Below are 19,822 nucleotides of genomic sequence, written 5' to 3'. Positions count from 1 at the left end.
CTCCCCCCCCCCCGGGCTAAAACCCCCCCCCCCCCCCCCCCGCGGCCGGGGCGGGCCGGGGCCCCCCGGGGGGTTTGGGGGGGGGGGGGCCCCGCCCGGCCCCGTCGACCGCCGATGCTCTCACGCCCGCCGGACACCGGGCAACGCCCCGGCCCCGATGCGACCTGGACCTTCCCCGGAATCGCTTTCGTGAATGTCGGTGGTTCGTGCAAGTGTTCTCCTTGCTCATCCCATTTGACCGGAGACCTCTGTGACGATCCGCCGTACCACCCTGATCACCGCTGCCACGGTGCTGGCCCTGTCCGCCGTGGCCGCCTGCAACGACGGCGACACCTCCGCCCCCGCGGCCGCCGACGCCGCGGCCTCCAGCACCGCGACCGCGGCCGCGAGCGGTACTCCGACGGCGACCACGACCGCTCCCACGGTGACGCCCACGCCCACGCCGACTCCCACCGCGACCCCGACTCCCACTGCCAGTCCGACCCCCGCAGGCGCGCCGGTCGACGCCTCCGGCGCGTTCGACCCGGCCGTCGCACTGGCGAACGCCGACCGGACCCCGTACGCCGCCACGCTGAACATGAAGACGACCGCGACCGCGAACGGCCAGGGGACCGTGATGACCGCGACCGGCCGGACCAACGTCAACACGCCGGGCCACGAGGGCCGTACCGAGATGAAGATGACTCTCGGGGACAGCGACGAGGCCCTCATCTGGATGGAGTCGGTCAACACCGGCAACGGCATCTTCTCGCGCGACAAGAGCAAGCCGGGCAGCAGCTGGAGCCCGGCCGCCAGCAGCGAGGACGCCACGGACGACAACGGTGCCGGCCTCTACGTCAAGGCCCTCGTCGACGCCGGACCGGCCGCTCGCAAGGGGATGGAGCAGAAGAACGGGGTCCCGGCGTTCCACCTCGGAGCCCGCCTGACGGCCGCACAGATCAAGGCCATCGACCCCGAGGAGCACCGGAACATGACCGAGAAGGGCGTCGCCACGAAGGACTACGACGTCTGGATCGACCGGTCCGGCCGCATCCTCGCCCAGACACAGTCCATGAAGGTGCCCAAGGACGGCACGACGGTCACGACCGTCATCAGCGTGAGCTACAGCGACTTCGGCCCCCGCGAGACCTTCACCGCCCCGACCACCGCCGCCAGCTGACCGGATCCGCCCCCGGGGCGCGGCAGGAGCCCCGCCCGGGCGGCCGGCCTCGTTCTCAGATGTCGGGGACCTGGCAGCCGACCGTGTCGGCGACCGCGAGCACGCTGCGGGGATGTCGTCGCCGCACCAGCAGGTCCCCGCTCATGAGCCTCCGAGCACGTGGACACCCGGAACACCGCCAACGATGGGCCCTCCAACGACAGACAGACCCTCGGCCAGCCACCGCCACCACGAGCGCCGGCCGGCCCCCGCTTCACACGGGAAGGACGACCTGGTGGCGACGGTGCGGACCGTCACCGTCGGCTGACCCCTGCCTGCGCGGGGAGGGCCCGCCCCAGCATCCGCGTGTGTTCCTGGGGCGTCGCCGGTCCTGGGTCAGCGGGCGTCGGTTTCGTCGATGAGGTACTGGAGCTCGTCGAAGATCTGGAGGACCACGACGATCAGGACGTGGTCGGCGACCATGAACTCGACGACGACGCCCGGTGCGGCGTATGCCTTGCGCAGGTGCTCGTCGGGACCGATGGGTGCCGTCGCGGTCTTGTGGTACGGATCGCGGGCGAGGACGCCCAGGGCACGCTGCAGGAGGTCGCGGCGTTCGGCGGGCAGGGTATCGATGGTCGCCTGGGCCTCGACGGTGAACTGCACGCGGTACGTCATGCCCGACACGATAGCCGCGGCCGATGTCCGCACGGGAGCGGACCCCGAACACGAGTCCGACCGGACCGGCGACACCACACCGCACCACTGGTCCGCGGCCGAGCTCGCGGGAGCGAGGAGGCCCCCTTCTTCCGCCTGCGAGGACCGACCCGCTCCCGCGCTGCCCCGCGCTCACCGAGAGGACCCTTCGCGACCCGCACCGCTTCGGCGGTTTGGCTACCTCGCGCCTGCATGGGGGTACGGGTGCTCGTCGGCCAGGTCCAGCGCCAGCTCGTCGCGCCAGCGCACGGACATGCGCAGGCTCAGGACCGTCTCCGCCGCCGCGGGCAGGGGCAGCAGCATGAACCTTCGCAGGGCCTCGGCCGCCGTGTCCCGCCCGTGCCACGCGGCGAGGTCGGCTGCGGTGACGGGCGCCGGGTGCTGCTGGTGGCGGGCCGCGTTGAGCAGTCCGCGGACGGCCCGGGTCTCCGCCCGGACGGTCCGCATCCGGAGGTCCAGGGGTCCGTCGGTCGTCAGGTCCACCGGCTCGCCCCGGCCGGCCTGCTCCAGCGCCAGGGCGATCTCGGGATAGCCGTCGATTCCGGTTTCCGACGCCAGCCGGGCGAGCTGGGCCGCCACCGCGGAGCGCAACCTCTCCGGCGGGGTCCGCTCCACCAGGGCGCCGAGGTCGAGCTCGCGTACGACGGTGACCGGGTGTCGTGCCTGCGGTATCTCGTCGAGGACCGGCAGCAGGAGCGCGCTGGCCAGTGGCGCCGCCGCGTCGTCGGCCGGATCCCAGCCGATGCCGTGCTCCACCGTCAGACCCGCCAGCAGCCGCGTGTAGGCGGCCGTCGAGCCGGGCCAGGGATCGACGCCGATCCGCTGCCACCGCTGTCCGTCGGGGGCGGTCACGTAGTCCTCGCGCGGTGATTCGACCCGGTGGCCCGCCTCCTGCTGCTCGTTGCCGTCCTCGACGACGGTCACGCGGACCTCGGGTCCCCGCTTCGTCAGCCGCACCACCCGGGTTCCGAGGGAGAGCCGTCCCAGCACCTCGGGACGGCCGAACTGGGCGTCCCCGCCCTCCTGAGTGGCGTACGACCACCCGTTGCCGCAGGACCCGGCCCGGACCATCGGGCGGTGCGCGGCCCATGGGGCATCGGCGGACAGCCGGGCCTGTTCCCGTGTGCGCGGTGCGGCGGTCGCGGGCATCGAGCCCAGCCGGTCCAGCAGTTCCCCGGGGTCGGTGTTCGCCACGAACACGACGTCCGGCTGCACGATCGGCTCGGGTTCGGGTCCGAAGAGTCCGCCGTGTGCGAAGGAGAGGACGGCGTACGAGCCGTCGGGCTGCGGGGCGGGCGGGGCCGGGTCGGCGGCGGGCGGAACCTGTGGCTCAGGGGTCGCGGCGGCGATGTCCAGGGCGGAGGTCGGGTCGGCGACGACCGTCAGGCCGTCGTCCCAGATGAGTCGGCCCTCGTAAGCCAGGGGTATCCGTCCACCGAAGGGCAGGCCGTTCTCCAGGGCCGTGGCGAGGTCGGAGAGAACCTGCCGCAGTCCCGTCCAGGGTGTGAAGGTCGAGCCGCTCTCGTCGAAGTACCGGCCGACCCGCCCGCGGTGCGGGCCGGGGCGGGTGACCAGGAAGAGCCCGTCGGAGGACTGCCAGCCGATTCCCAGAGTGATGAGCAGCCGTTCGCGCGGCCAGTAGGCGAACTCGTCGCGCTCCTCCTCGGCGAGCCCGGCCTCCTCCTCGGCGGCGTTCGCCCCTACCCCGCGCAGGAACTCGGTGCTCCGGACGATCTCCCCGATCCCGGACGGCGGTCCGTAGAAGGCGAGGCGGAGCGTTCCGGCCTGGAGCTCCACACCGTCGTGCCGCAGCAGCGACTCTCTCAGATCGGGCGGGAAGGTTACCCCCAGCCGGAGTTCGGCCGCCGCGATGTCCGCCGGGAGGGCCGGCGGTCGCAGCAGCCCCTGGGTGGCGGGGGCGTGCCGCGCGAGCCAGCTCTCGATGCGGCCCCAGGACTGTTCGACGGTGGACGTGATCATGCTCGGCAGGCTAGGCGCGGGCACTGACATCCGGACGGCCGGGGCTGCCCGTCGCCCCCTTGGCCCCGGCCGTTCCTCAGTCCCGTTACCCACGGACGCGGGTAAGCACCGGCCCCGCTGACCCCCGCAGGCGCGGGGAGGAAACCCTCGCCGTCCGCGACGCCGGCTACGACTACGGCTGGCCCCCGCGCTCGTGGGGAAGGCGCTTCGCCGGGGCACGGTGGCCGCCAAACGACCCGACCCCCGGGGTCGGCCGGTCGGCCGGTCGACCTCGCGCCGGATGCCGTACCTGACCGAGCGCATCAACCGGTTGGGCAAGTACCCCGCCCATGAACTCGGCATCACCCCGGACACCTACGACGTCCCCCCGTACGTCGACCTCAGTCCGCTCGGCGACGACGAGAAGGCGACAGAGGCATGACGACATGCCGACACGGTCCGAAAACCCGTTTGCGGTCCCAGGGGCATTGAGTCGAGACTGACGGGTCGATCACATCGAACAGGAAGAGTGACCAGCCCTGACGTACAACCGTGACACCCTGCCCTTCCCCGACAACCGCGTGCCCTCCATCATCCACGTGGGTATTCGGGACTGGGAAAATTCCGATCCTGCCCGCCACTCGTTCGCCTGGGACGAGGAAGAGGGGGAACACCTCCGCTCGCTGGTCCGCGAGTGGGTGCCACCTGTGCTCTCCGGTATGGCCGGCTGGTGGCAGGGAGAACGCTGGTGCGAGAGCCAGGTGGACGCGATCGTCCGGGAGCGATACGGCACCTGGGCCTGGGGATGGAACTGGTGCCACTACGACAGCGGGCCCATCGGCAACTGGGTCAGCGCGTCAAGCTCGGTCACGACCCCCGACGCGACCGCGGACCGGGCCGTGGCCGCGCTGCTGGAGTGGCGGACGTGGCTGGAGCGGACGGCCCAGCGCTTCACGGAACTGGCGCCGCCGCCGGACGCCTCGCCCGAGGACCGCAGCTGGCACCTGGAACGGGCTTGCGTCCGGCTCGTGACCCACGCGCTGGACTCGGGCGCGGACAACGCCTGGCGCGGCCAGACCTCGATCGTCCTGGGCTGGTTCCTCCAAAGCACCGGCATGGACCGGGCCGAAGCCGCACAGGCGGTGGAGCGCGCGATCGGTGGCCGGTTCAAGAGCTGGGTCCACCCGGAACGGACCCTGATCGAATCCGTCGGCGAGGACCTCGCCGTCGGTCTCACTGGCCACGCCCCGTACCAGGACCATCGTGAGAGGGCGGCGCTTGAGGAGCTCCATGACCGCCACTGACAGCCTTTCGGTCTGGCTGCGCGTGCGCCGCGAGGCCGACTGGCAACACGCACCGGCTCTACAACGGGTCCTGACCGACCGCGACGGGTTCCGGTCCTGGTGCGAGGGTCCGGTGCGCCGGCGCGACCCGATTCGCGCCGAACGTCTGCTCGCCGCATATGCACTGGCCCGAGAGGATGCCACACGCCGCACCCCACTGGACTTCGCCCTGCTGGCCGGTTGGCAGTGCGAGGTCCTCGCTGCGACACGGTCACCGTTTCGCGTGAGCGATGCCTATGCGAAGGCCGGCCGCGAGCGCTACGGCCTGGCTCCCAACACGCAGGCCCACTTCGAGTCCTGCCTGCACGAGACGACCGACCCTGAGATCCCGCTGGCGGCCCGCGCGGCTCGCGCGTACCTCGACGTGGCGTTCTTCCACCCCTTCACCGACGGCAATGCCCGCGCCGCGCTGCTGACCTTGGTCCATGTACTGGCCCGGGAGGACATCGTCCTTCCTGAGGTCGGCCCCCTCCAGACCACCCGCTACGCGGACGACCCAGACGGTGCCGCCGACCTTGCCACTCTCATCGGGGTGCTCAACCGCCTCCGACGCTGAAGCGTTCATGGGGTGCACCGGCAGTCTCCGCCCGGCTGACCTCACCTACGCAGGACATCGCACAGCTGGGGAGCGCGGCGCAGAGCGCCAGTTGCCCCCACCCGCGCGGAGGGCGACCGCCGCGCCGCTACGGAAGTGCGGGACCGCAGACCTTGTTGAGCCGGTACTGCGTTCCGCCCCGGATCCGACGCATCCTCACGCCCTCGACCGACTGCGCCCCGGCACCGTGACCGCCATCGACGTCCGCGTCGGCCCCGCTGATGAGGATCTCGGGAAACGGCCGGGGCTGCTCGTCTCCCCACTCTGTCCACGATTCAACAGGATGGGGAGTCTCCAGTGGGCGTCGTCGGCGGTCCTGCTCATCAGATCGGTTGGTTCGTGGCGGGCCGGTTCACCCTGCCGAGAGGTAGACGCTGTTCTCCACCAGGGCGGCGTACTCGTTGATCTGGTCGGGGGCGGCGCCCGGGGCGAGTTCGCGGTCCTGGCCCGTCCGGGCGTCGAGCACCACAGCCTCGCCTTTCTGCGTACGGCCGTAGACCACTCCGTGCCAGGCGCCGGTGACGGTGGGTGCCAGGCGCACTCCGGGGGTGGTGGCCGAGCTGTTGATCTGCCACAGGACGGCGGTTGTGGCCGCGTCGATGCCGATCAGCCATCCACCGTCCTCGCTCGTCGTTCGGCACACGGTCGTGGCGCGGCCGTCGAACCAGCAGTTTCTGATCGATGTGCGCTTCCCGGGCAGGGCCGGCAGCGACACGAGGGTCCCGGTGGCGGTGGAGAGCAGCTTTCCTGTGGTGGTGAGGATCTTGTCGGCGGCGAACATGGACAGGTCGCTCGCTTCGCCGTTCAGGGCGCTCCACAGCACCGTGCCGTCGGTCACGGAGGCCGCCCGTGCTTCCAGCGGCACGCTGTCGTAAGGGCCGGTACTCCATCTCCCGGTCGTGGACGAGACGCCGAGGACCGTACCGTCCTGGATCAGCTGTGCCGCGAAGTTCGCCAGCTTCCAGGTGACCGCACCGGTGGCGAGGTCGATCGCGTAGCTGGTAGGTGGGCCGGACAGGCTGGGAACCACTACGACGGCCCGGCCCGCCGCGACGCCCGCGACGGTCGCGATGTCCCCCGCGACGGTGCCGTCGTCGATGGTGACCCGGCCGGCCTCCTTGCCGCTGTCGAGGTCCAGGATGTCGACCTCGACACCGTAGTGGTCGGTAACGGTTCCCCGGCCGACGATGGTCAGCGGGAAGACCGCCACCGCCACTCGCCTTCCACCTGCCGCTCCCACCGCGGGGCGCCCGTATCCGAGCCTCTTCTTCGACGGCTCGTTCGGCTCTCTGGTCCGAAGCACTCCGGTGGAGGTCATCTGGGCCAGAAGCCGGCCGTCGCGAACATCGCGGGACACGAGTGCGCGTCCGTCCTCCACGAGTACCAGGTCGAGACCGTCCAGCACAACCTGCCGGTCGTCGTCGGCGCGGAAGAGGGTGTGGGCGGCCGGGGTGAACCTCACCGGCGGATCGGCCCGGACCGGTTCGGGCCTCGTCCGGACGGACGGGCTCGGCGACGGACGGGTGGTGGCCGACTGATCACCGCCCGAGGACTCCGGATCCGCTTGCGCGGATGCCCCGAAGGGCGCGCTCAGGGAGCCGCTCGGCGGATCCGGTGTGTCGTCCGTGACGATCTTGGTCCCTCCGTAGCCCAGGGCAACCACGAGAGCCAGGGCGAGGATCAGGAACAGGACGGTGCGGGGGTCGCCCCGGCGGATGTTCTGGATCAGCTGGTCACCGAGCGCCAGGTTCCCCGTGTTGCGGGACCGGCCGTCGATGATGATGCCGTCGCGGCCGATCCGCGGTGGCTCCGCGGGCGGCGGAGGGGCGGGCGGCAGCGGCGGGACCGGTGCCGTCGGAGCCGCGACCGGTACGAGCGCCGTCAGCTGGACGGCGAACTGGGGCTCGGTGGACATCACCTGGACCAGGACCCGGCAGAGTTCCGCCTGCGCGGCCGGTTCCTGCGGACCGGAGTCGAAGGCCGCCACCGCGGCCCGGCCGTCCGGCTCCGACGAGAGCCGCCGCCGGACGGCCTCCCCTGCGGCCTCGGCCACGGCCCGGCCGGTGGTTCCCACGATCCCCGATGCCACGTCGGTCATGAGCCCGACAATTGTCGAGGCAAGATCAGACTCGCTCAAAGCGCCCCCCGGCACAGTCGTTTGCTCAACCTTGACAGCAGGAGTGACCGGTGGCGGCAGGCCGGCCGGAAGTTGCGACCGAACCGCAACCTTGAGTCCTCGCGGCCGGCCCCTGGGCCAGGGTCCGGCCGCTGCGGAACCCAATTCGGGTCCCCGGTGGACGCGGTCGCTCATCGGCTCAGAGGGCGCACGGGTCGGCGGAATGCTCCTCCAGTAGTCCTGGGCGGTCCCGGACCCGGCTGAACTGCCGGTCGGCACCTGCCCTATGGCGTCCATCGTCCGTCGTCCGTCGTCCGTCATATGCCCCGCAGCCGGGGAGATCCACTGAGCAGAGGCGGGGCACCCCTGAGCAGAGGTGGCCGATTTCGACGAGCGCCATCACCGCCAAGCGCCGCGGGCCGACCACGACCTCGACGAGCGGCCCGCTCCCCGCCGTATGCCGACGGGGCCGACCCGCAACCCGCTCATCGGCCACACCGCCTTCCAGGAACCACGCCGCCAGACGCGTGAGCACGCTGCCGCCCGCCAGGGCGCGATCGACGAGACCGCGGCCCAGCGCGAGGCGTTCCCGCGCCGGCACTACCACCGGCTGCGAGAACCCGAGGACGCCCACCGGGCCGCGATCGAGGAAGGGGGCGACCACGGGTGCGGGTGCCCGGGTGTCCGGAGTGGCTCTCCGGAGGGGGCGGCGGAACACGGCGATCTGCCTCCTCGGAGGTGAACTCCGCCGACCTGTCGATCACATGAGTGACCATCGGGGCGCCAGGGCGGGTTCCCCGGACCCGGGCGGCCAACGTTTCCGGGGGAGTGGCTGTTTGAACTCGGCTGAGCGGGAACCCGAGGGGACGGGAGCGGCCGGCCACCGCGGGCCGTGTCGAACCGAAGGAGGAGCGGTATGAGTGTCTGGATCGTTCTGAGCGTGGCCGTGCTGGCAGTCGCGGCGGCCCTCGCCGTGCTACTGCCGCGGTGGAACACCCGTCGGCTGCAACAGCGTTTCGGTCCGGAGTACGACCGGACGGTGCGCGCGCACGGCGGCCGCACCAGGGACGCCGAGCACGAGCTGGCGGGCCGGTTGCGACAGGTCCGGCAGCTGGCGCTCACCCGGCTGCCGCGGCGACGCGCCGAGGAGGTCGGCAACCGGCTCACCGCCCTGCAGGAGCTGTTCGTCGACGACCCCGCCCGCTCGCTGGAGGAGGCCGTGACCCTGCTCGACGGCACGCTCGACGAGATCGGCGTCCCCGCCGGGGACCGGCTTGCCGTGCTCTCGGTCGACCACGCCGCCCTGGTGCCCGGCTACCGGACCGCGCGGCAGGTGCTGGAGCGCAGCCGGTCGCAGCGGGTGGGCACCGAGGAACTGCGGACGGCGCTGCTGGCCGTGCGTGACCTGTGCCTCGAGGTGGCCCGCTCCGGCGGCGACGAGGAGGGCGGGACCGCTCCTGGCGGCAACGCCACCGCCGCCGTCCACCACTCCGGCCCGCGCCCCGCCACCCGATGACGCCGACGACCCCGTGAAGGAGAGGACGACCATGTCCCCGTACGATTCCGCAGCCCGGAACAACCCCGACGACGACGCGTCAGCCCCGGACCCCCGTACCGCTGCGGCCGACCTGGCCAAGGCGGACGCCGCCAGCGCCGGCGCCGGCACGCCCCGCCCGGACCCGGCCGGCCCGCAGGCCGCCCGCCCGGCGGCTTCCCCCGAACGAGGCGCTGGCGCAGCCCGCTTCGCCGTCGTACCGGGAGGCGACCGGGCCGCAGAACAGCCGTCCCAGGCCGCCCGGCCCCTGCCGGGCCCCCGGCCCGGCGACCCGCAACCGGCACCGGCGGCACCCGCGGAGGCCGGATCGGGTGGTTGGCTCGGCGTCGAGCGCACGCAGCGACTGCGGGCCGAATGGCACTCCGTCCAGGTGGGGTTCGTCGACGATCCCCGTCAGGCCGTGCAGCAGGCCGATGCCCTGATCGAGAAGTCGGTCGGCCTGCTGGCCGAGGCCGTCACCGAGCGGCGCCACCGGCTGCGCGGCGCCGAGGCGGCACCGGACGGCACACCGGCTGCCAGCACCGAGGACCTGCGCCTGACCCTGCGCGAGTACCGCTCACTGCTGGAGCGCCTCCTGGGCACCTGAACCACCGGCATACCCGGAGCGCACGGGGCGCTCGGTCGGCGTGAGGAGGCGGCTGCCGCCCTCACGGTTCCCGCAGAGAACGAGGCGCACCAGCGGGGCGCCCTGGCAACGGGGCGGCAGGCAGCCGGGCTCCTCCGCCCACTGGCCGCGGAGGAGCCCGCCGAACACGCGCCGCAGCTCGTTCGTGTCCTGCTTCTGATCGAGGACACCCGGTACGCGCTCGGCCGATTCGAGGAGACACGCGCGGTGAAAGAGGAACGGGACGCCGTCCTGCGGCAGTTGGCGGCTGTCGCCGAGGAGGAGTGACAGTGGGCATGGTCAAGCCGTGGCGATTTTCCCGATGGTCATGAGCCGCCCGGCAACTGCATCTCGGCCGGGGAGGGCCGCACCGGCCCTCCCCGGGCTGATGCGGCAGTCGGTGGCCACGGCCAGGCCGCGGCCGTGGGCGGAGCGGATCCGGGCGGCGGTGCTCGACTTCCCGGCGCCGCTCGGTCCGCGTACGACCACCAGCACCGTGCGCGTGCTGCCCGTCCCGGCTCCGGCCCCCACGATGAGGGGCTTCCCGACTCTGTCGTCCACACCGCCGTCCATACCCACGGCCAGGGGTGGTAGCTCGGCGGGGCTGGTGTGCGGTGCGTGTGTGGAGGGCGCGGCGGTCGGCGGCGGCGCGGGTGCGTACGGCTGCGACAGCCGCAGCCAGGGCGATGGTGAGCAGGGTGAGGACGACGAGCAGGTGCGGGTGGCGCGGCTCCTGCCGCGCCACCCGCCCATCACACCGTGGCCGGGTCCCGGGGGACGGGCTCGGGGCTGATGCGGGACCGGCGGCCGGGGTTTGCCCGGCCGTCTTCGGGCCCGCGTTGCCCTGGGCATCAGCAGGGAACCACCACACTGGTGCTGATGGGGTGGGTGTACCAGCCGTCTGCCGAGACGGAGAAGGTCGCGGTGACGGTCGAGCCGCACGGGACGGTGCCGCCGTAGCCGGCGATCTCCAGCGTGGTGGCCCGGAAGAGCAGGGACTGCTGCACGGTGCCGAGCGGTTGGCCGCCCTCGATGTCGGTGGTCAGGACCGCGTCGACCAGCTTCGTCCGCAGCGGCGGGCTGCCGGGGCTCGGCGGGCCGGCCAGGCCGATCCGGCCGGTGAACCGGACGCCGTCCTCGGTGGCCGTGTAGCAGAGCTTGGTCCAGAGGCCGGACTGCAGGCCGGAGGCGTCGCAGACCTCCGTGGCGGTTCCGGTGGTGGTGGCGGCGGTACCGGCAGCGACGGCCGGGGTCGCGCCGGCGAGAGCGAGTGCCAGGGCACCCGTGGCGGCGGCCGTCGTCAGCATCTTGCGAGTCATGAGGTGCTTCTCCTGTGTGCAGAGCTCCTGGTCCGTCCAGCAGCACTGATATGTGATATTGCACTATCTCTCTGTAGTCAGGGCGTCGCTCGTCTGAATGAAGTGAGTCCGGTTGGCGCGCATTTGGTACGTGGAATCCGGATGTTTGATTCGCCCCTGCTGACGGCTACCGGCCCAGCACCTGAGACGGGCCGGGATTCCGAGCTCGGCGCGGCCTGCATCGCGGTAGCTGCGTGCCGAGCCCCGGCAGGCGCTCACCAGGTGCGGCCGGACGGCCTTCGGACAGCCAGAAGCGGTCGGGGTGGCTCAGTCCCACCAGAAGGCCCAGTGGTGGTCGGTGACGAGTTGTCGGGCGTAGGCGGTGAGGGTGTGGGGGTGGTGGTTCTGCCGGATGTTGTCGGGGCAGAAGGCGAGGTGTTCGGCTGCCACGCGGAGGGTGTCGGTGGTTGTTGTCGGGGGTGCGGCGACGCCGAGGTGGAGGGTGGCGGGTCCGACCGCGACGACGCGTGTGCCGAACCGGCGTTCCCAGTCGGCGGCGACGGCGGCGACGGCGGACAGGAGGGCGAGATTCATGAACGGATGCTGGACCCGGCCGCTGACAAGCCCTCCCGTCTGCCACCACCCCCACCTGTCAGGGGAGGATGTCCTATGAATCGGCCCAGCGGACCGGGTGTCCGGAGGGGTCCGTGGTGAGCCAGGTGCCGTCCCCGAGGGGGTGGATGTCGTAGGCGTCGTTCCCCCGTGCGTCGAACTCGGCGTGGACTTCGCCGGAGCGCGCGTCGACGCGGTAGTGGCCGAACCATTCCCGCTCGTCCTCGGTTTCGCCGGCGATGGTGACGATGAGGGTGTCCGGGCTCAGGTGGCCGCCGGACCATTCCAGAACGGCCTCGTCCGGGTCGTGTCCGAAGGCGTCGACCGAGAGGGAGAACACCACCTCGCCGCCGGGGTACGCGTGGACGGTGATGTCACCCTGGTCGTGGTTGACGGTCATGAACCGGTGGCCGTCGGGCGACAGGTCGATGAGGCAACGATCGTCCCAGGGGTACTGGAAGAGATCCATCCCGGCCCCGGTCGGCGAGGCGCGGTAGACGGCCGTGCCGTCCTGTCCTTCTCCCACGTTGAGCAGGACCTGGCCGCTCGTTGCGTGCGGCAGCTGCACTCCGCCGTGTCCGACTGTCTGCAGGTCCGCCTGCGCGGTGACCGCCCCGGAGCCGGCGTCCAGCGCGACCCACTGGTCGGGGCGGCCGCGGCCGGCCATGGCGTCGGGGCGGTAGACCCAGAGCAGGCGTCCGTCCAACGACAGCACACAGCCGGGCTCGTGTCCGTGCCGCTGGAGCGACTCCGGTTCGAGCCCGGACCTCCAGACCTCGACTCCGTCCGCCGTCACGCACACGACCGCGTTGAGGGTCGTGTAGTAGGCATGCCGAAGGTCGACGGCAACGGCGTGGTCGACGATGTCGTCACCGGGCGACGGCGGACACACCAGGACGGGTGACAGCAGACCGCGGGCCTCGCCGGCCAGGTCGTACGCGCAGACGCGTCCGTCCACGAGCCGCGTGATGATCCGGCGGGGATACCGCGATTCAGCCATGCCCGGAGGCTAGCGCCCTCAGGTGTACCCAGGACAGCTCGGGTCGGCCCCCGGCCGCTACCCGGACGCCGACGCCTTCGACGTCACCTGGGCGGGCAAGGACCACCTCGCCTTCGGCCACGGCGTGCACCTCTGGCTCGGCGCCCCGCTGGCCCGTCTGGAGGGCGGTCTCGCCCTCGCACCGGGTGCCGAACTGCTGTCCGTCGAGTCGCTGGTCTCCCACAGGCCACCCCGCGTTGCCATTGCTGCTCCACGGGGTGGCGTAGCACCGAGGCATCCAGAACAGCCTGGACACGCGCGACGCAGTCCGGTCGGCGCTGTCGCGCGGCCTCGCCCTCGAGGTTGACGCGGACCTCGTACTTCTCCTCGTACTCACGGCGGAGCATCTCGTCGGCGACGCGCGAGTAGTGCTCCTGCATCTGCCAGGAGGTGTCGCCCAGGACCTCGCGGATGGGTTCGCCCGGACACTCCCGCGTTCGCCATCCTGGTCCCCAGTGTGCGGCTTGTGTCCGCAGAGGCCGTGTGCGGGTCACTCGGTACTGGTATGGATCTGGGTGTGTCTCCGAGCCGGCGTTTGCCGCGGTGGCGATGGGCTGTGTTGCATTGCGGGGCCTTCTCGCGTGACGGAGACCATACGTGTGGGTGACAGGTGATCAAGTCCGTGCGGTTCGAGCCGCGTGGGCGATCGGGTCCTCTCCCTGCGTCAGTAGCCACGGACGAGGAGTTTGACTCTGGTTTGGGGCCATGTGGTGTGCAGGTAGTGGTCCTCGGCGGCACGCCAACGCGTGATCCACTCCTCGGGGCTTTCGCCGCGTGCTCGCACGCGCTGCAGGCAGAGGTCTCGCGGAGTATCGACGTAGGCGGTGAAGTGGTAGTAGGGGGCAAGCTCCGGGCGGGCGGAGTAGACCCCTTCGACGATCACTACAGTGCCAGGGGCGATCTCGCACCAGCCTCCGAGTTGTCCGGTGGGCCAGTCGTAGGTCTGGTACCGGGCGACCTGGTTGTCCCGCAGCGGGATCAGGACCTGGTCCCGGAGACGTTCCCAGTGGAAGTAGCGGTGGTAGCCCTGTTCTGCGTTCAGCCGCTCTCGCTCCTGGTCGGGCATGGGACGGTAGAAGTCGTCGACGTGGACGATGACTGAATCGTCGAGTTGTCCGGACACCGCGGCAGCCAGCGTTGTCTTGCCTGACCCTCCGGGGCCGTCGATGGCGACGATCCTCGTGCTTCCCTGGGGGTGGGCCAGTTGAAGGAGGCCGTCGGCAACGTCCTTCGCTCTTTCGATCATGTCCACGCGTTGCTGATGCGTCTGCAGCCCAGTGGTCCGCGCGGCGCTCGACAGCACGGCACTCTTGGCTTCCCCGAGGGCCCCAGGGCCGGCTCCCAGCAGTTCCCGCGTGACAAGGATCGAGTCCATGACCCCGGTCCCGAGGTCTCGAAGCAGCCGCTGGACATGCTCCATGTCCTCGTTCTGCTCCAGCAGCGGCTTGCACTGATCGACCAGGGAGGCGAGCAGGGCAGCACGCTCCGGCGTGAGGCCCTGGACGTTTTCGATCATGAGGACTCCTTGTGGGCGATGTGCAGGGCGGGGACAAACTACTTTCTGGCCACCCCGGGCGGCCACTTCTTTCCAGGTTCCGTGAGGTAGACCGGTTTGCGGACCGAGGGTCAGCTGCATGATCCGATCGAACTGCTGCGGGCGACGGGTCACGCGGTCGACCGCCGCGGCTGACCCGCGGAGGTGCAGGATCTCCTCGTGCCGGGCTGCGAGGCGGGCGAGGGCAAGGGTGCGGAAGTCCGTGAGTTTGCCGATAGCCTGCGCCGACCGGGCCAGCCGTTCTGTGAGCTCGGCGTTCTCCGTCTTGAGTCCCAGGGGACCTCGTCGAGCAGAAAGCCGTCCTTGACCGACTGGGGCATCCGGGCGAGTACGGCCCGCGAATCCAGTTCGGTGCCCTCGTGGACCTCCCGCCCCTCTCGGCCTATTCGCTGCAGGTCCCGCACCAGACCTGCAGGTTCGCCGGGCACCGGTAGTCGGGGCTCGTGCCGTGAGGCACCGGTCGGGCGGTGCCGACGGATACGTCCAGGCGGGTGAAATTCGTCCACCATCGAGTGAGTGGGGCGTGCCTTCTGAGCTGACGGAGCGGTGGACCGGGGTTCACTGGGGCCCACTCCTCGGGAAGGTTCGGCATGCGGTGGGCGCCCCGGCACTGGCACTCCGTGGTGCGGTGCGCCGTGACGGCGCTGCTGGGTGTCGCGTTGGTGCTGCTGGGTGGCGCGGACGCCGCCGAGGCCCGGCCGTGGGTGGCCGGCGCGCACTGCGGGGCCGCGCAGGAGGTGCCCGTCGGGGGAGGGGAACCACTGCCGGTGGTCGCCCCGCGATCCGACGACTGTCCCGAACCCGCCGAGCGTCGCCGCAGCCATGGGACCGTCCCGCTCCACGCCGGTGCCCATCGCGCGGGCCCGGCCCGTGTGGCGGGGTGGGGTCAGTTGCCGCTGCCGCTCTTCGAGGCGTACGCCGTGCACGACTCCGCGCGGCCGGGGTCACCGCGGCCGCCGTGTCCCGGCCCGACCGGGGCCGGGGCGGTCGGCGCACGAGGCATCGTCCTGCGCTGCTGACGGTTCCCGCCGGGCGTTCTCGGGCCCACGCACCACCCGTCCCACGGCCGTGCAAGGCCCGGCCCGGCTTCCTGCGACCCCTTTCCACGCCGTACCGCAGGAGATCCAGCATGCCCTTCGACGTCTTCTCCGCCATCGGCGCCATGGTGCGCGCCGAGGCCACCCGGACCACCGATCCCGCGCCGTCCGACCCCTCGGCGGCGCCCGACCCCTCGGCCGGGTTCGACCCCTCCGCGCTGTCAGAGGAGCACAGCACTGCCCACCCGGCTGAACCGCCGACGGCCCCGCAGCCGCTACGGGAACCCGCCGCCGGATCCGTTCCGCAGACCGGCGGTCTGCCCCCGGGGGCACCGTTGCTCCCCGGCCTGTCCGCCTGAGCGCACTTCGGGGCCGGGTGGGTTCGCCCGGCCCCGAAGGCCCCGACTCCGCTCAGCCGGGCCACGGCCATGCCGATTGCGGTCCGGCCCGTCGGTCCTGTTCGCCGATGGCGCGGCGGAGGGCCGGGACCGGGGTGCCTCTCCGTCACCGACGTGGGTGCCCCGGGCCGGTGACGGCTGTCGGCTGCTCAGCGGTTCACCGCGCGCATCCCGTTCTCGTCGTAGCGTTCGCCCGCCGCCGTGGGCAGTTCGGCGTCGATGCGGGCGAGGTCCTCGTCCGTCAGCTCGACGTCGACCGCGCCCGCGTTCTGCTCCAGGTAGCCGCGGCGCTTGGTGCCCGGGATCGGGACGAGGTCCTCGCCGCGGGTCAGGACCCAGGCGATGGCCAGTTGGGCCGGGGTGATCTCCTTCTCCGCGGCGATCTCCTTCACCTTCGCGGCGAGTCGGAGGTTGGCGGCCAGGTTGGCCTCGGTGAAACGCGGGTTGGTGCGGCGGAAGTCGTCCTGGTCGAGCTCGTCGGGGGAGCTGAAGCGGCCCGCGAGGAAGCCGCGGCCGAGCGGGGAGTACGGCACGAAGCCGATGCCGAGTTCCCGGCAGGCGGGGAGCACCTCGGCCTCGACGTCCCGGGTCCAGAGCGAGTACTCGGTCTGGACGGCGGTGACCGGGTGGACGGCGTGGGCGCGGCGGATGGTCTCCGCGCTCGCCTCGCTCAGCCCGATGTGGCGCACCTTGCCCTCGGCGACCAGTTCGGCGAGCGCGCCGACGGTCTCCTCGATCGGAACGGCCGGGTCGACCCGGTGCTGGTAGTACAGGTCGATGCGGTCGGTCCCGAGCCGCGCGAGCGACCCGTGGACGGAGCTGCGGACGTGCTCGGCGGAGCCGTCCTGGCGGCCCACCGTCGACATGTCGCCCGGAACGGCCTCGTCCATCCGGTAGTTGAACTTGGTGGCGATCACGTACTCGTCCCGGTGTCCCCGGACGGCCTCGCCGACGAGCGACTCGTTGGTGAGGGGTCCGTAGACCTGCGCCGTGTCGAGGAAGGTGACGCCGAGGTCCAGCGCGTGCCGGATGGTCGCGGTGGCCTCGTCCTGGTCGGCTGTGCCGTAGAAGGCGGACATCCCCATGCAGCCGAGGCCGATGGCCGATACCTGGAGGTCCCGCAGACTGCGCTGTTGCATGTGATGTGCCAGCCCTTCGCCCTGTGTTGTCCTGTGTTGTCCCGTTCGGTCCTGCCCGCCGCCCGGCGCTCCTCCGGTCGGCCGGTCGACCGGTGTCCGGTCGGTCGGCCGGGTGGGCCCCGGGGCCTTCGGGAGGACCCTACGGTGCCGCCGGTGTCCGGTGGCGGACCGGCACGTCGGGCGTCGGGCGCCGGGCCGCCGCGGGTCGGCCGCCGGGCCGGACCGTCATCAGAAGCTGACCGTTCGTCAGCCGAACGCTGCCACGTGTTCGGTCGCCCGGGCCGTCAACGGGTGGATCCGTTCGGCGCGCCGGGCTGGGTCGGTGCCGGTGTCGGTGCCGGTGTCGCGAACACGGCGATGTCGCGGGGATCCGCGCACGCGTTGCGCGCGTGGGGGACGGCGTCCGGGCAAGGTTGTCGGACGTGAAGGCGCGCGGGCGGAGGGCTGAGGTCCTCCCGGCGGCGGCGGTGCCGCGTCCGGCCGGACTCGTCCTGACGTGCGCTCGAATCCGCTGTGACGAGAAGAAGTCGAAGGGGTGGTATCCACCGATCGGTAGATCTCACCCCTTCTGCCCGCGATGTCCGGCCGGAGGGGCGGGGCCCACCGCCGGGTGTCGCGGTGGTGTGGGCGCGCGTCCGCCTCCGAGGTATTTGTGACGGCGGAGGGCGGCCCGCCGCCGATCCACCGCCCGCCGCCCTGGTCGGGCACGGTCGTACCGTTGTGGATCCGGATGTCGACGTCGACATCCGGGCGGTCGTGATCGGCGTGCTTTGTGCCGACCGCGGTGGGGCGGCGACGGTCGGCCTACCCTTATTCGGCGATGGCCTTCTTGTATCCGGCCGCGTCGAGGAGCCGGGCGATGTCGGTCTTGTTCGTGGGCCTGAGCTTGAAGATCCACGCGTCGTAGGGGTCCTCGTTGAGGAGTTCGGAGGAGTCGGAGAGTTCCTCGTTGACGGCGGTCACCTTGCCGCCGACGGGCGAGTAGATGTCGGAGGCGGCCTTCACGGACTCGACGATGCCGATGGGCTCCCCGGCCTCGAAGGTCGCGCCGACCTCGGGGAGTTCGACGAACACCACGTCGCCGAGCGCCCGTTGCGCGTGGTCGCTGATCCCGACGGTCACGGTGCCGTCGGCCTCCTGGCGGGCCCACTCATGGGTCTCCGCGAACCGCAGGTCGGCGGGGATGAACGACATGGCTGCTCCTTCGTGGTCGTCGAGCGGTCAGGCCATCGTCACGGATCCGGCGCCGGATTCCCGGGGACCGGCCGACGAGGTCACCGGATCCAGGGACCGCCATCCCGCCCATGGCCGCGTCGGGCCGCGGGACTCCGCGCCCGCCCCGGTCCGGACTACGCGGTGCGGGGTGCCCTGCGGCGGGCGAGGAGCCAGGCGACGAGGGCGAGGATCCCGGCGAGCGGGCCCAGGAAGGGGGCGGGAGTGGTGTGGAAGACGGTACTGCCGAGGACGCCGGCCAACTGCCATCCGCAGGTGAGCACCGCGAGCAGCGACAGCCAGTGCCAGCGGTCGTGGCGTGCCACCGTGAACGGCAGCACGAGGACCGCGGCGCTCTGCACCAGGTACCCGTACTGGAACCAGCTGATCCACACCACGTCCCACCAGGGTGAGCCGGGCAGGGCCCCGTGCGCGTACTCCTGGCGGAACTCCAGGAACTTCGCGTCCGGGAAGCCGGAGGGCCACCACGGCCACAGATAGAGGCCGGTGAGGGTGAGCAGCACCGCGGCCACCGCGAGCGCGGTGGAGGGTCTCCGGTCCGGAGGCGCGGGGTCGATCAGCGGCATGGTGGTCCTGCCCTCCTGTGCGGGCGGAAGGATTTCGCGGAGCGACGGGTCCGCCGTCCCCCGACGTCCTCCCATCGACGTTCGTGGCGTCCATGGTCGGGCCGGCGGGGCGTCCCCGGAAGAGGGCCGACCGCACTCCCGTCCCGTGGAACCGGTCCTGACGGTGGGTCCGCGGGACGTTCCCCGCCTGCGGCGCTGCCCCGCGTGACCCCGGGGCCCGCCCGCCCGGCCACGGTTGAGGGCTATCGGCGTGTCGGCTCGGTGTGGTACGTGGCACAGAGGGTCCAGGCGACGAGGGGGCCGTGGGTCGTCCGTGCCTGTTCCAGGGTCGTGTCGGCGGGGGTGGTCGAGATTCGTCGACGCAGCGTGTGCCGGTCCCTGCCGGTCCGGGGTCCGGCGGTCATCGTGTGCGTGCCGGGGATGTCCCAGTCGATGTGGGCGGTGCCGTGCCCGTCGAAGACGTGGTGGGGGCCGGGTTTGCCGGGCTGAGGCGTGGAAGTGCCGTGGGTCGGGGGCGGCAGGCGTTCGATCAGTTCGGGTACCGCGCGTTCCGGAGGTGTCGACGGCGCGAAGTACGCGACGACCTTGAGCTGCGCCGTGAGGGCGGGGCTCCGGTTCGCGTTGGGGAAGACGATGCCGCGTGAGGCCCGTTCGCAGGTGTCGGTCGTCACGGTGAGGACGGGCCGCAGTTCGTACGCCCGCGCGATCGTCGCCAGCCGTACGCTCAGTTGCTCCTGGGCCTCCTCGGCGGCCTGCCGGACAGTCTTCGAACGGGCGATCCGGCGCAGCCGCCAGGTGGCGGGCACGCCGGAGCCGAGGAGCGGACGCAGTAGCACCATGACGAAGAAGACGGCGAGGCCCAGAAACTGTTTCACCTTGTCCAGCTCACCGCGTCGGTTGCTCATCCCTCCATGCTCG

Annotated in this window: 19 protein-coding genes; 8 read left to right on the top strand and 11 right to left on the bottom strand. The window is 71.8% G+C overall.

Annotation, left to right across the window (positions count from 1 at the left end):
• The first annotated feature begins 250 nt into the window (after positions 1 to 250).
• A complete protein-coding gene (locus ACIQ9P_RS27010) occupies positions 251 to 1,159 on the top strand; it encodes a hypothetical protein (protein WP_402361280.1) in 909 nt (302 codons plus the stop codon).
• Positions 1,160 to 1,534: 375 nt separating this feature from the next.
• On the opposite strand, the gene ACIQ9P_RS27005 is transcribed toward ACIQ9P_RS27010, so the two are convergent.
• On the bottom strand, positions 1,535 to 1,816 hold the full coding sequence (locus ACIQ9P_RS27005; protein ID WP_402361277.1) for a hypothetical protein: 282 nt from the start codon (positions 1,814 to 1,816) through the stop codon (positions 1,535 to 1,537).
• A 216-nt stretch (positions 1,817 to 2,032) separates the two neighbouring features.
• Complete coding sequence (locus ACIQ9P_RS27000; RefSeq protein WP_402361274.1) at positions 2,033 to 3,835, bottom strand: SMI1/KNR4 family protein; 1,803 nt, start codon at positions 3,833 to 3,835, stop codon at positions 2,033 to 2,035.
• A gap of 280 nt (positions 3,836 to 4,115) precedes the next feature.
• Between ACIQ9P_RS27000 and ACIQ9P_RS26995 the strand changes: the two genes are divergently transcribed.
• The 3 genes from ACIQ9P_RS26995 to ACIQ9P_RS26985 all read left to right on the top strand — a co-directional run bounded on the left by ACIQ9P_RS26995 (position 4,116) and on the right by ACIQ9P_RS26985 (position 5,713).
• Positions 4,116 to 4,256, top strand: a complete 141-nt coding sequence (locus ACIQ9P_RS26995) for a hypothetical protein (protein ID WP_402361271.1) — start codon at positions 4,116 to 4,118, stop codon at positions 4,254 to 4,256.
• A gap of 157 nt (positions 4,257 to 4,413) precedes the next feature.
• Entirely contained in the window at positions 4,414 to 5,118 is a 705-nt protein-coding gene (locus ACIQ9P_RS26990; protein WP_402361268.1) for a hypothetical protein, read from the top strand.
• Positions 5,105 to 5,713 (top strand): Fic family protein, encoded by a 609-nt coding sequence (locus ACIQ9P_RS26985; RefSeq protein WP_402361265.1) that lies wholly within the window; start codon positions 5,105 to 5,107, stop codon positions 5,711 to 5,713. Before ACIQ9P_RS26990 ends, ACIQ9P_RS26985 begins: the two co-directional genes overlap by 14 nt.
• A 391-nt stretch (positions 5,714 to 6,104) precedes the next feature.
• Here ACIQ9P_RS26985 and ACIQ9P_RS26980 read toward each other — a convergent pair whose 3' ends face one another.
• Positions 6,105 to 7,850: a PQQ-binding-like beta-propeller repeat protein gene (locus ACIQ9P_RS26980; protein ID WP_402361262.1), complete on the bottom strand. Its 1,746-nt coding sequence runs from the start codon at positions 7,848 to 7,850 to the stop codon at positions 6,105 to 6,107.
• 934 nt (positions 7,851 to 8,784) lie between these two features.
• On the opposite strand from ACIQ9P_RS26980, the gene ACIQ9P_RS26975 reads away from it, so the two are divergent.
• Both ACIQ9P_RS26975 and ACIQ9P_RS26970 read left to right on the top strand, forming a co-directional pair.
• The gene (locus ACIQ9P_RS26975) at positions 8,785 to 9,384 is read left to right on the top strand and encodes a hypothetical protein (protein ID WP_402361259.1); all 600 of its coding nucleotides are present in this window, start codon (positions 8,785 to 8,787) and stop codon (positions 9,382 to 9,384) included.
• A gap of 31 nt (positions 9,385 to 9,415) precedes the next feature.
• A complete protein-coding gene (locus ACIQ9P_RS26970) occupies positions 9,416 to 10,009 on the top strand; it encodes a hypothetical protein (RefSeq protein WP_402361256.1) in 594 nt (197 codons plus the stop codon).
• Positions 10,010 to 10,878: 869 nt separating this feature from the next.
• On the opposite strand, the gene ACIQ9P_RS26965 is transcribed toward ACIQ9P_RS26970, so the two are convergent.
• The 4 genes from ACIQ9P_RS26965 to ACIQ9P_RS26950 all read right to left on the bottom strand — a co-directional run bounded on the left by ACIQ9P_RS26965 (position 10,879) and on the right by ACIQ9P_RS26950 (position 14,492).
• Positions 10,879 to 11,346, bottom strand: coding sequence for a hypothetical protein (locus ACIQ9P_RS26965; RefSeq protein ID WP_402361253.1), 468 nt, complete (start codon positions 11,344 to 11,346; stop codon positions 10,879 to 10,881).
• Positions 11,347 to 11,652: 306 nt separating this feature from the next.
• Positions 11,653 to 11,919 (bottom strand): DUF4253 domain-containing protein, encoded by a 267-nt coding sequence (locus ACIQ9P_RS26960; protein ID WP_402361250.1) that lies wholly within the window; start codon positions 11,917 to 11,919, stop codon positions 11,653 to 11,655.
• A 73-nt stretch (positions 11,920 to 11,992) separates the two neighbouring features.
• Positions 11,993 to 12,937, bottom strand: a complete 945-nt coding sequence (locus ACIQ9P_RS26955; RefSeq protein WP_402361247.1) for a hypothetical protein — start codon at positions 12,935 to 12,937, stop codon at positions 11,993 to 11,995.
• A 703-nt stretch (positions 12,938 to 13,640) separates the two neighbouring features.
• Entirely contained in the window at positions 13,641 to 14,492 is an 852-nt protein-coding gene (locus tag ACIQ9P_RS26950) for a hypothetical protein (RefSeq protein ID WP_402361244.1), read from the bottom strand.
• Positions 14,493 to 15,121: 629 nt separating this feature from the next.
• On the opposite strand from ACIQ9P_RS26950, the gene ACIQ9P_RS26945 reads away from it, so the two are divergent.
• On the top strand, positions 15,122 to 15,550 hold the full coding sequence (locus ACIQ9P_RS26945) for a hypothetical protein (RefSeq protein ID WP_402361241.1): 429 nt from the start codon (positions 15,122 to 15,124) through the stop codon (positions 15,548 to 15,550).
• A 110-nt stretch (positions 15,551 to 15,660) separates the two neighbouring features.
• Complete coding sequence (locus tag ACIQ9P_RS26940; protein WP_402361238.1) at positions 15,661 to 15,927, top strand: hypothetical protein; 267 nt, start codon at positions 15,661 to 15,663, stop codon at positions 15,925 to 15,927.
• A gap of 188 nt (positions 15,928 to 16,115) precedes the next feature.
• Here the strand turns inward: ACIQ9P_RS26940 and ACIQ9P_RS26935 are convergent, their stop codons facing one another.
• The 4 genes from ACIQ9P_RS26935 to ACIQ9P_RS26920 form a co-directional block, all read right to left on the bottom strand.
• Positions 16,116 to 17,105, bottom strand: coding sequence for an aldo/keto reductase (locus ACIQ9P_RS26935; protein ID WP_402361235.1), 990 nt, complete (start codon positions 17,103 to 17,105; stop codon positions 16,116 to 16,118).
• 810 nt (positions 17,106 to 17,915) lie between these two features.
• On the bottom strand, positions 17,916 to 18,299 hold the full coding sequence (gcvH, locus tag ACIQ9P_RS26930) for a glycine cleavage system protein GcvH (RefSeq protein WP_402361232.1): 384 nt from the start codon (positions 18,297 to 18,299) through the stop codon (positions 17,916 to 17,918).
• 155 nt (positions 18,300 to 18,454) lie between these two features.
• The gene (locus ACIQ9P_RS26925) at positions 18,455 to 18,904 is read right to left on the bottom strand and encodes a hypothetical protein (protein ID WP_402361229.1); all 450 of its coding nucleotides are present in this window, start codon (positions 18,902 to 18,904) and stop codon (positions 18,455 to 18,457) included.
• A gap of 242 nt (positions 18,905 to 19,146) precedes the next feature.
• Positions 19,147 to 19,809, bottom strand: a complete 663-nt coding sequence (locus tag ACIQ9P_RS26920; RefSeq protein ID WP_402361226.1) for a hypothetical protein — start codon at positions 19,807 to 19,809, stop codon at positions 19,147 to 19,149.
• Between the last annotated feature and the right edge of the window lie 13 nt (positions 19,810 to 19,822).

Source organism: Kitasatospora sp. NPDC094019, from assembly GCF_044764505.1.
Classification (GTDB): domain Bacteria; phylum Actinomycetota; class Actinomycetes; order Streptomycetales; family Streptomycetaceae; genus Kitasatospora.
Note: the sequence above shows the minus strand (reverse complement) of the source record. Positions and strands in the feature narration are given on the sequence as shown.

What these genes read in the sequence shown, in the direction of transcription:
- ACIQ9P_RS27005 (WP_402361277.1), bottom strand. Translation starts at nt 1,816, where the DNA reads ATGACGTACCGCGTGCAGTTCACCGTCGAGGCCCAGGCGACCATCGAT.
- ACIQ9P_RS27000 (WP_402361274.1), bottom strand. Translation starts at nt 3,835, where the DNA reads ATGATCACGTCCACCGTCGAACAGTCCTGGGGCCGCATCGAGAGCTGG.
- ACIQ9P_RS26995 (WP_402361271.1), top strand. Translation starts at nt 4,116, where the DNA reads ATGCCGTACCTGACCGAGCGCATCAACCGGTTGGGCAAGTACCCCGCC.
- ACIQ9P_RS26985 (WP_402361265.1), top strand. Translation starts at nt 5,105, where the DNA reads ATGACCGCCACTGACAGCCTTTCGGTCTGGCTGCGCGTGCGCCGCGAG.
- ACIQ9P_RS26980 (WP_402361262.1), bottom strand. Translation starts at nt 7,850, where the DNA reads ATGACCGACGTGGCATCGGGGATCGTGGGAACCACCGGCCGGGCCGTG.
- ACIQ9P_RS26975 (WP_402361259.1), top strand. Translation starts at nt 8,785, where the DNA reads ATGAGTGTCTGGATCGTTCTGAGCGTGGCCGTGCTGGCAGTCGCGGCG.
- ACIQ9P_RS26970 (WP_402361256.1), top strand. Translation starts at nt 9,416, where the DNA reads ATGTCCCCGTACGATTCCGCAGCCCGGAACAACCCCGACGACGACGCG.
- ACIQ9P_RS26965 (WP_402361253.1), bottom strand. Translation starts at nt 11,346, where the DNA reads ATGACTCGCAAGATGCTGACGACGGCCGCCGCCACGGGTGCCCTGGCA.
- ACIQ9P_RS26960 (WP_402361250.1), bottom strand. Translation starts at nt 11,919, where the DNA reads ATGAATCTCGCCCTCCTGTCCGCCGTCGCCGCCGTCGCCGCCGACTGG.
- ACIQ9P_RS26955 (WP_402361247.1), bottom strand. Translation starts at nt 12,937, where the DNA reads ATGGCTGAATCGCGGTATCCCCGCCGGATCATCACGCGGCTCGTGGAC.
- ACIQ9P_RS26950 (WP_402361244.1), bottom strand. Translation starts at nt 14,492, where the DNA reads ATGATCGAAAACGTCCAGGGCCTCACGCCGGAGCGTGCTGCCCTGCTC.
- ACIQ9P_RS26945 (WP_402361241.1), top strand. Translation starts at nt 15,122, where the DNA reads ATGCGGTGGGCGCCCCGGCACTGGCACTCCGTGGTGCGGTGCGCCGTG.
- ACIQ9P_RS26940 (WP_402361238.1), top strand. Translation starts at nt 15,661, where the DNA reads ATGCCCTTCGACGTCTTCTCCGCCATCGGCGCCATGGTGCGCGCCGAG.
- ACIQ9P_RS26935 (WP_402361235.1), bottom strand. Translation starts at nt 17,105, where the DNA reads ATGCAACAGCGCAGTCTGCGGGACCTCCAGGTATCGGCCATCGGCCTC.
- gcvH (WP_402361232.1), bottom strand. Translation starts at nt 18,299, where the DNA reads ATGTCGTTCATCCCCGCCGACCTGCGGTTCGCGGAGACCCATGAGTGG.
- ACIQ9P_RS26925 (WP_402361229.1), bottom strand. Translation starts at nt 18,904, where the DNA reads ATGCCGCTGATCGACCCCGCGCCTCCGGACCGGAGACCCTCCACCGCG.
- ACIQ9P_RS26920 (WP_402361226.1), bottom strand. Translation starts at nt 19,809, where the DNA reads ATGAGCAACCGACGCGGTGAGCTGGACAAGGTGAAACAGTTTCTGGGC.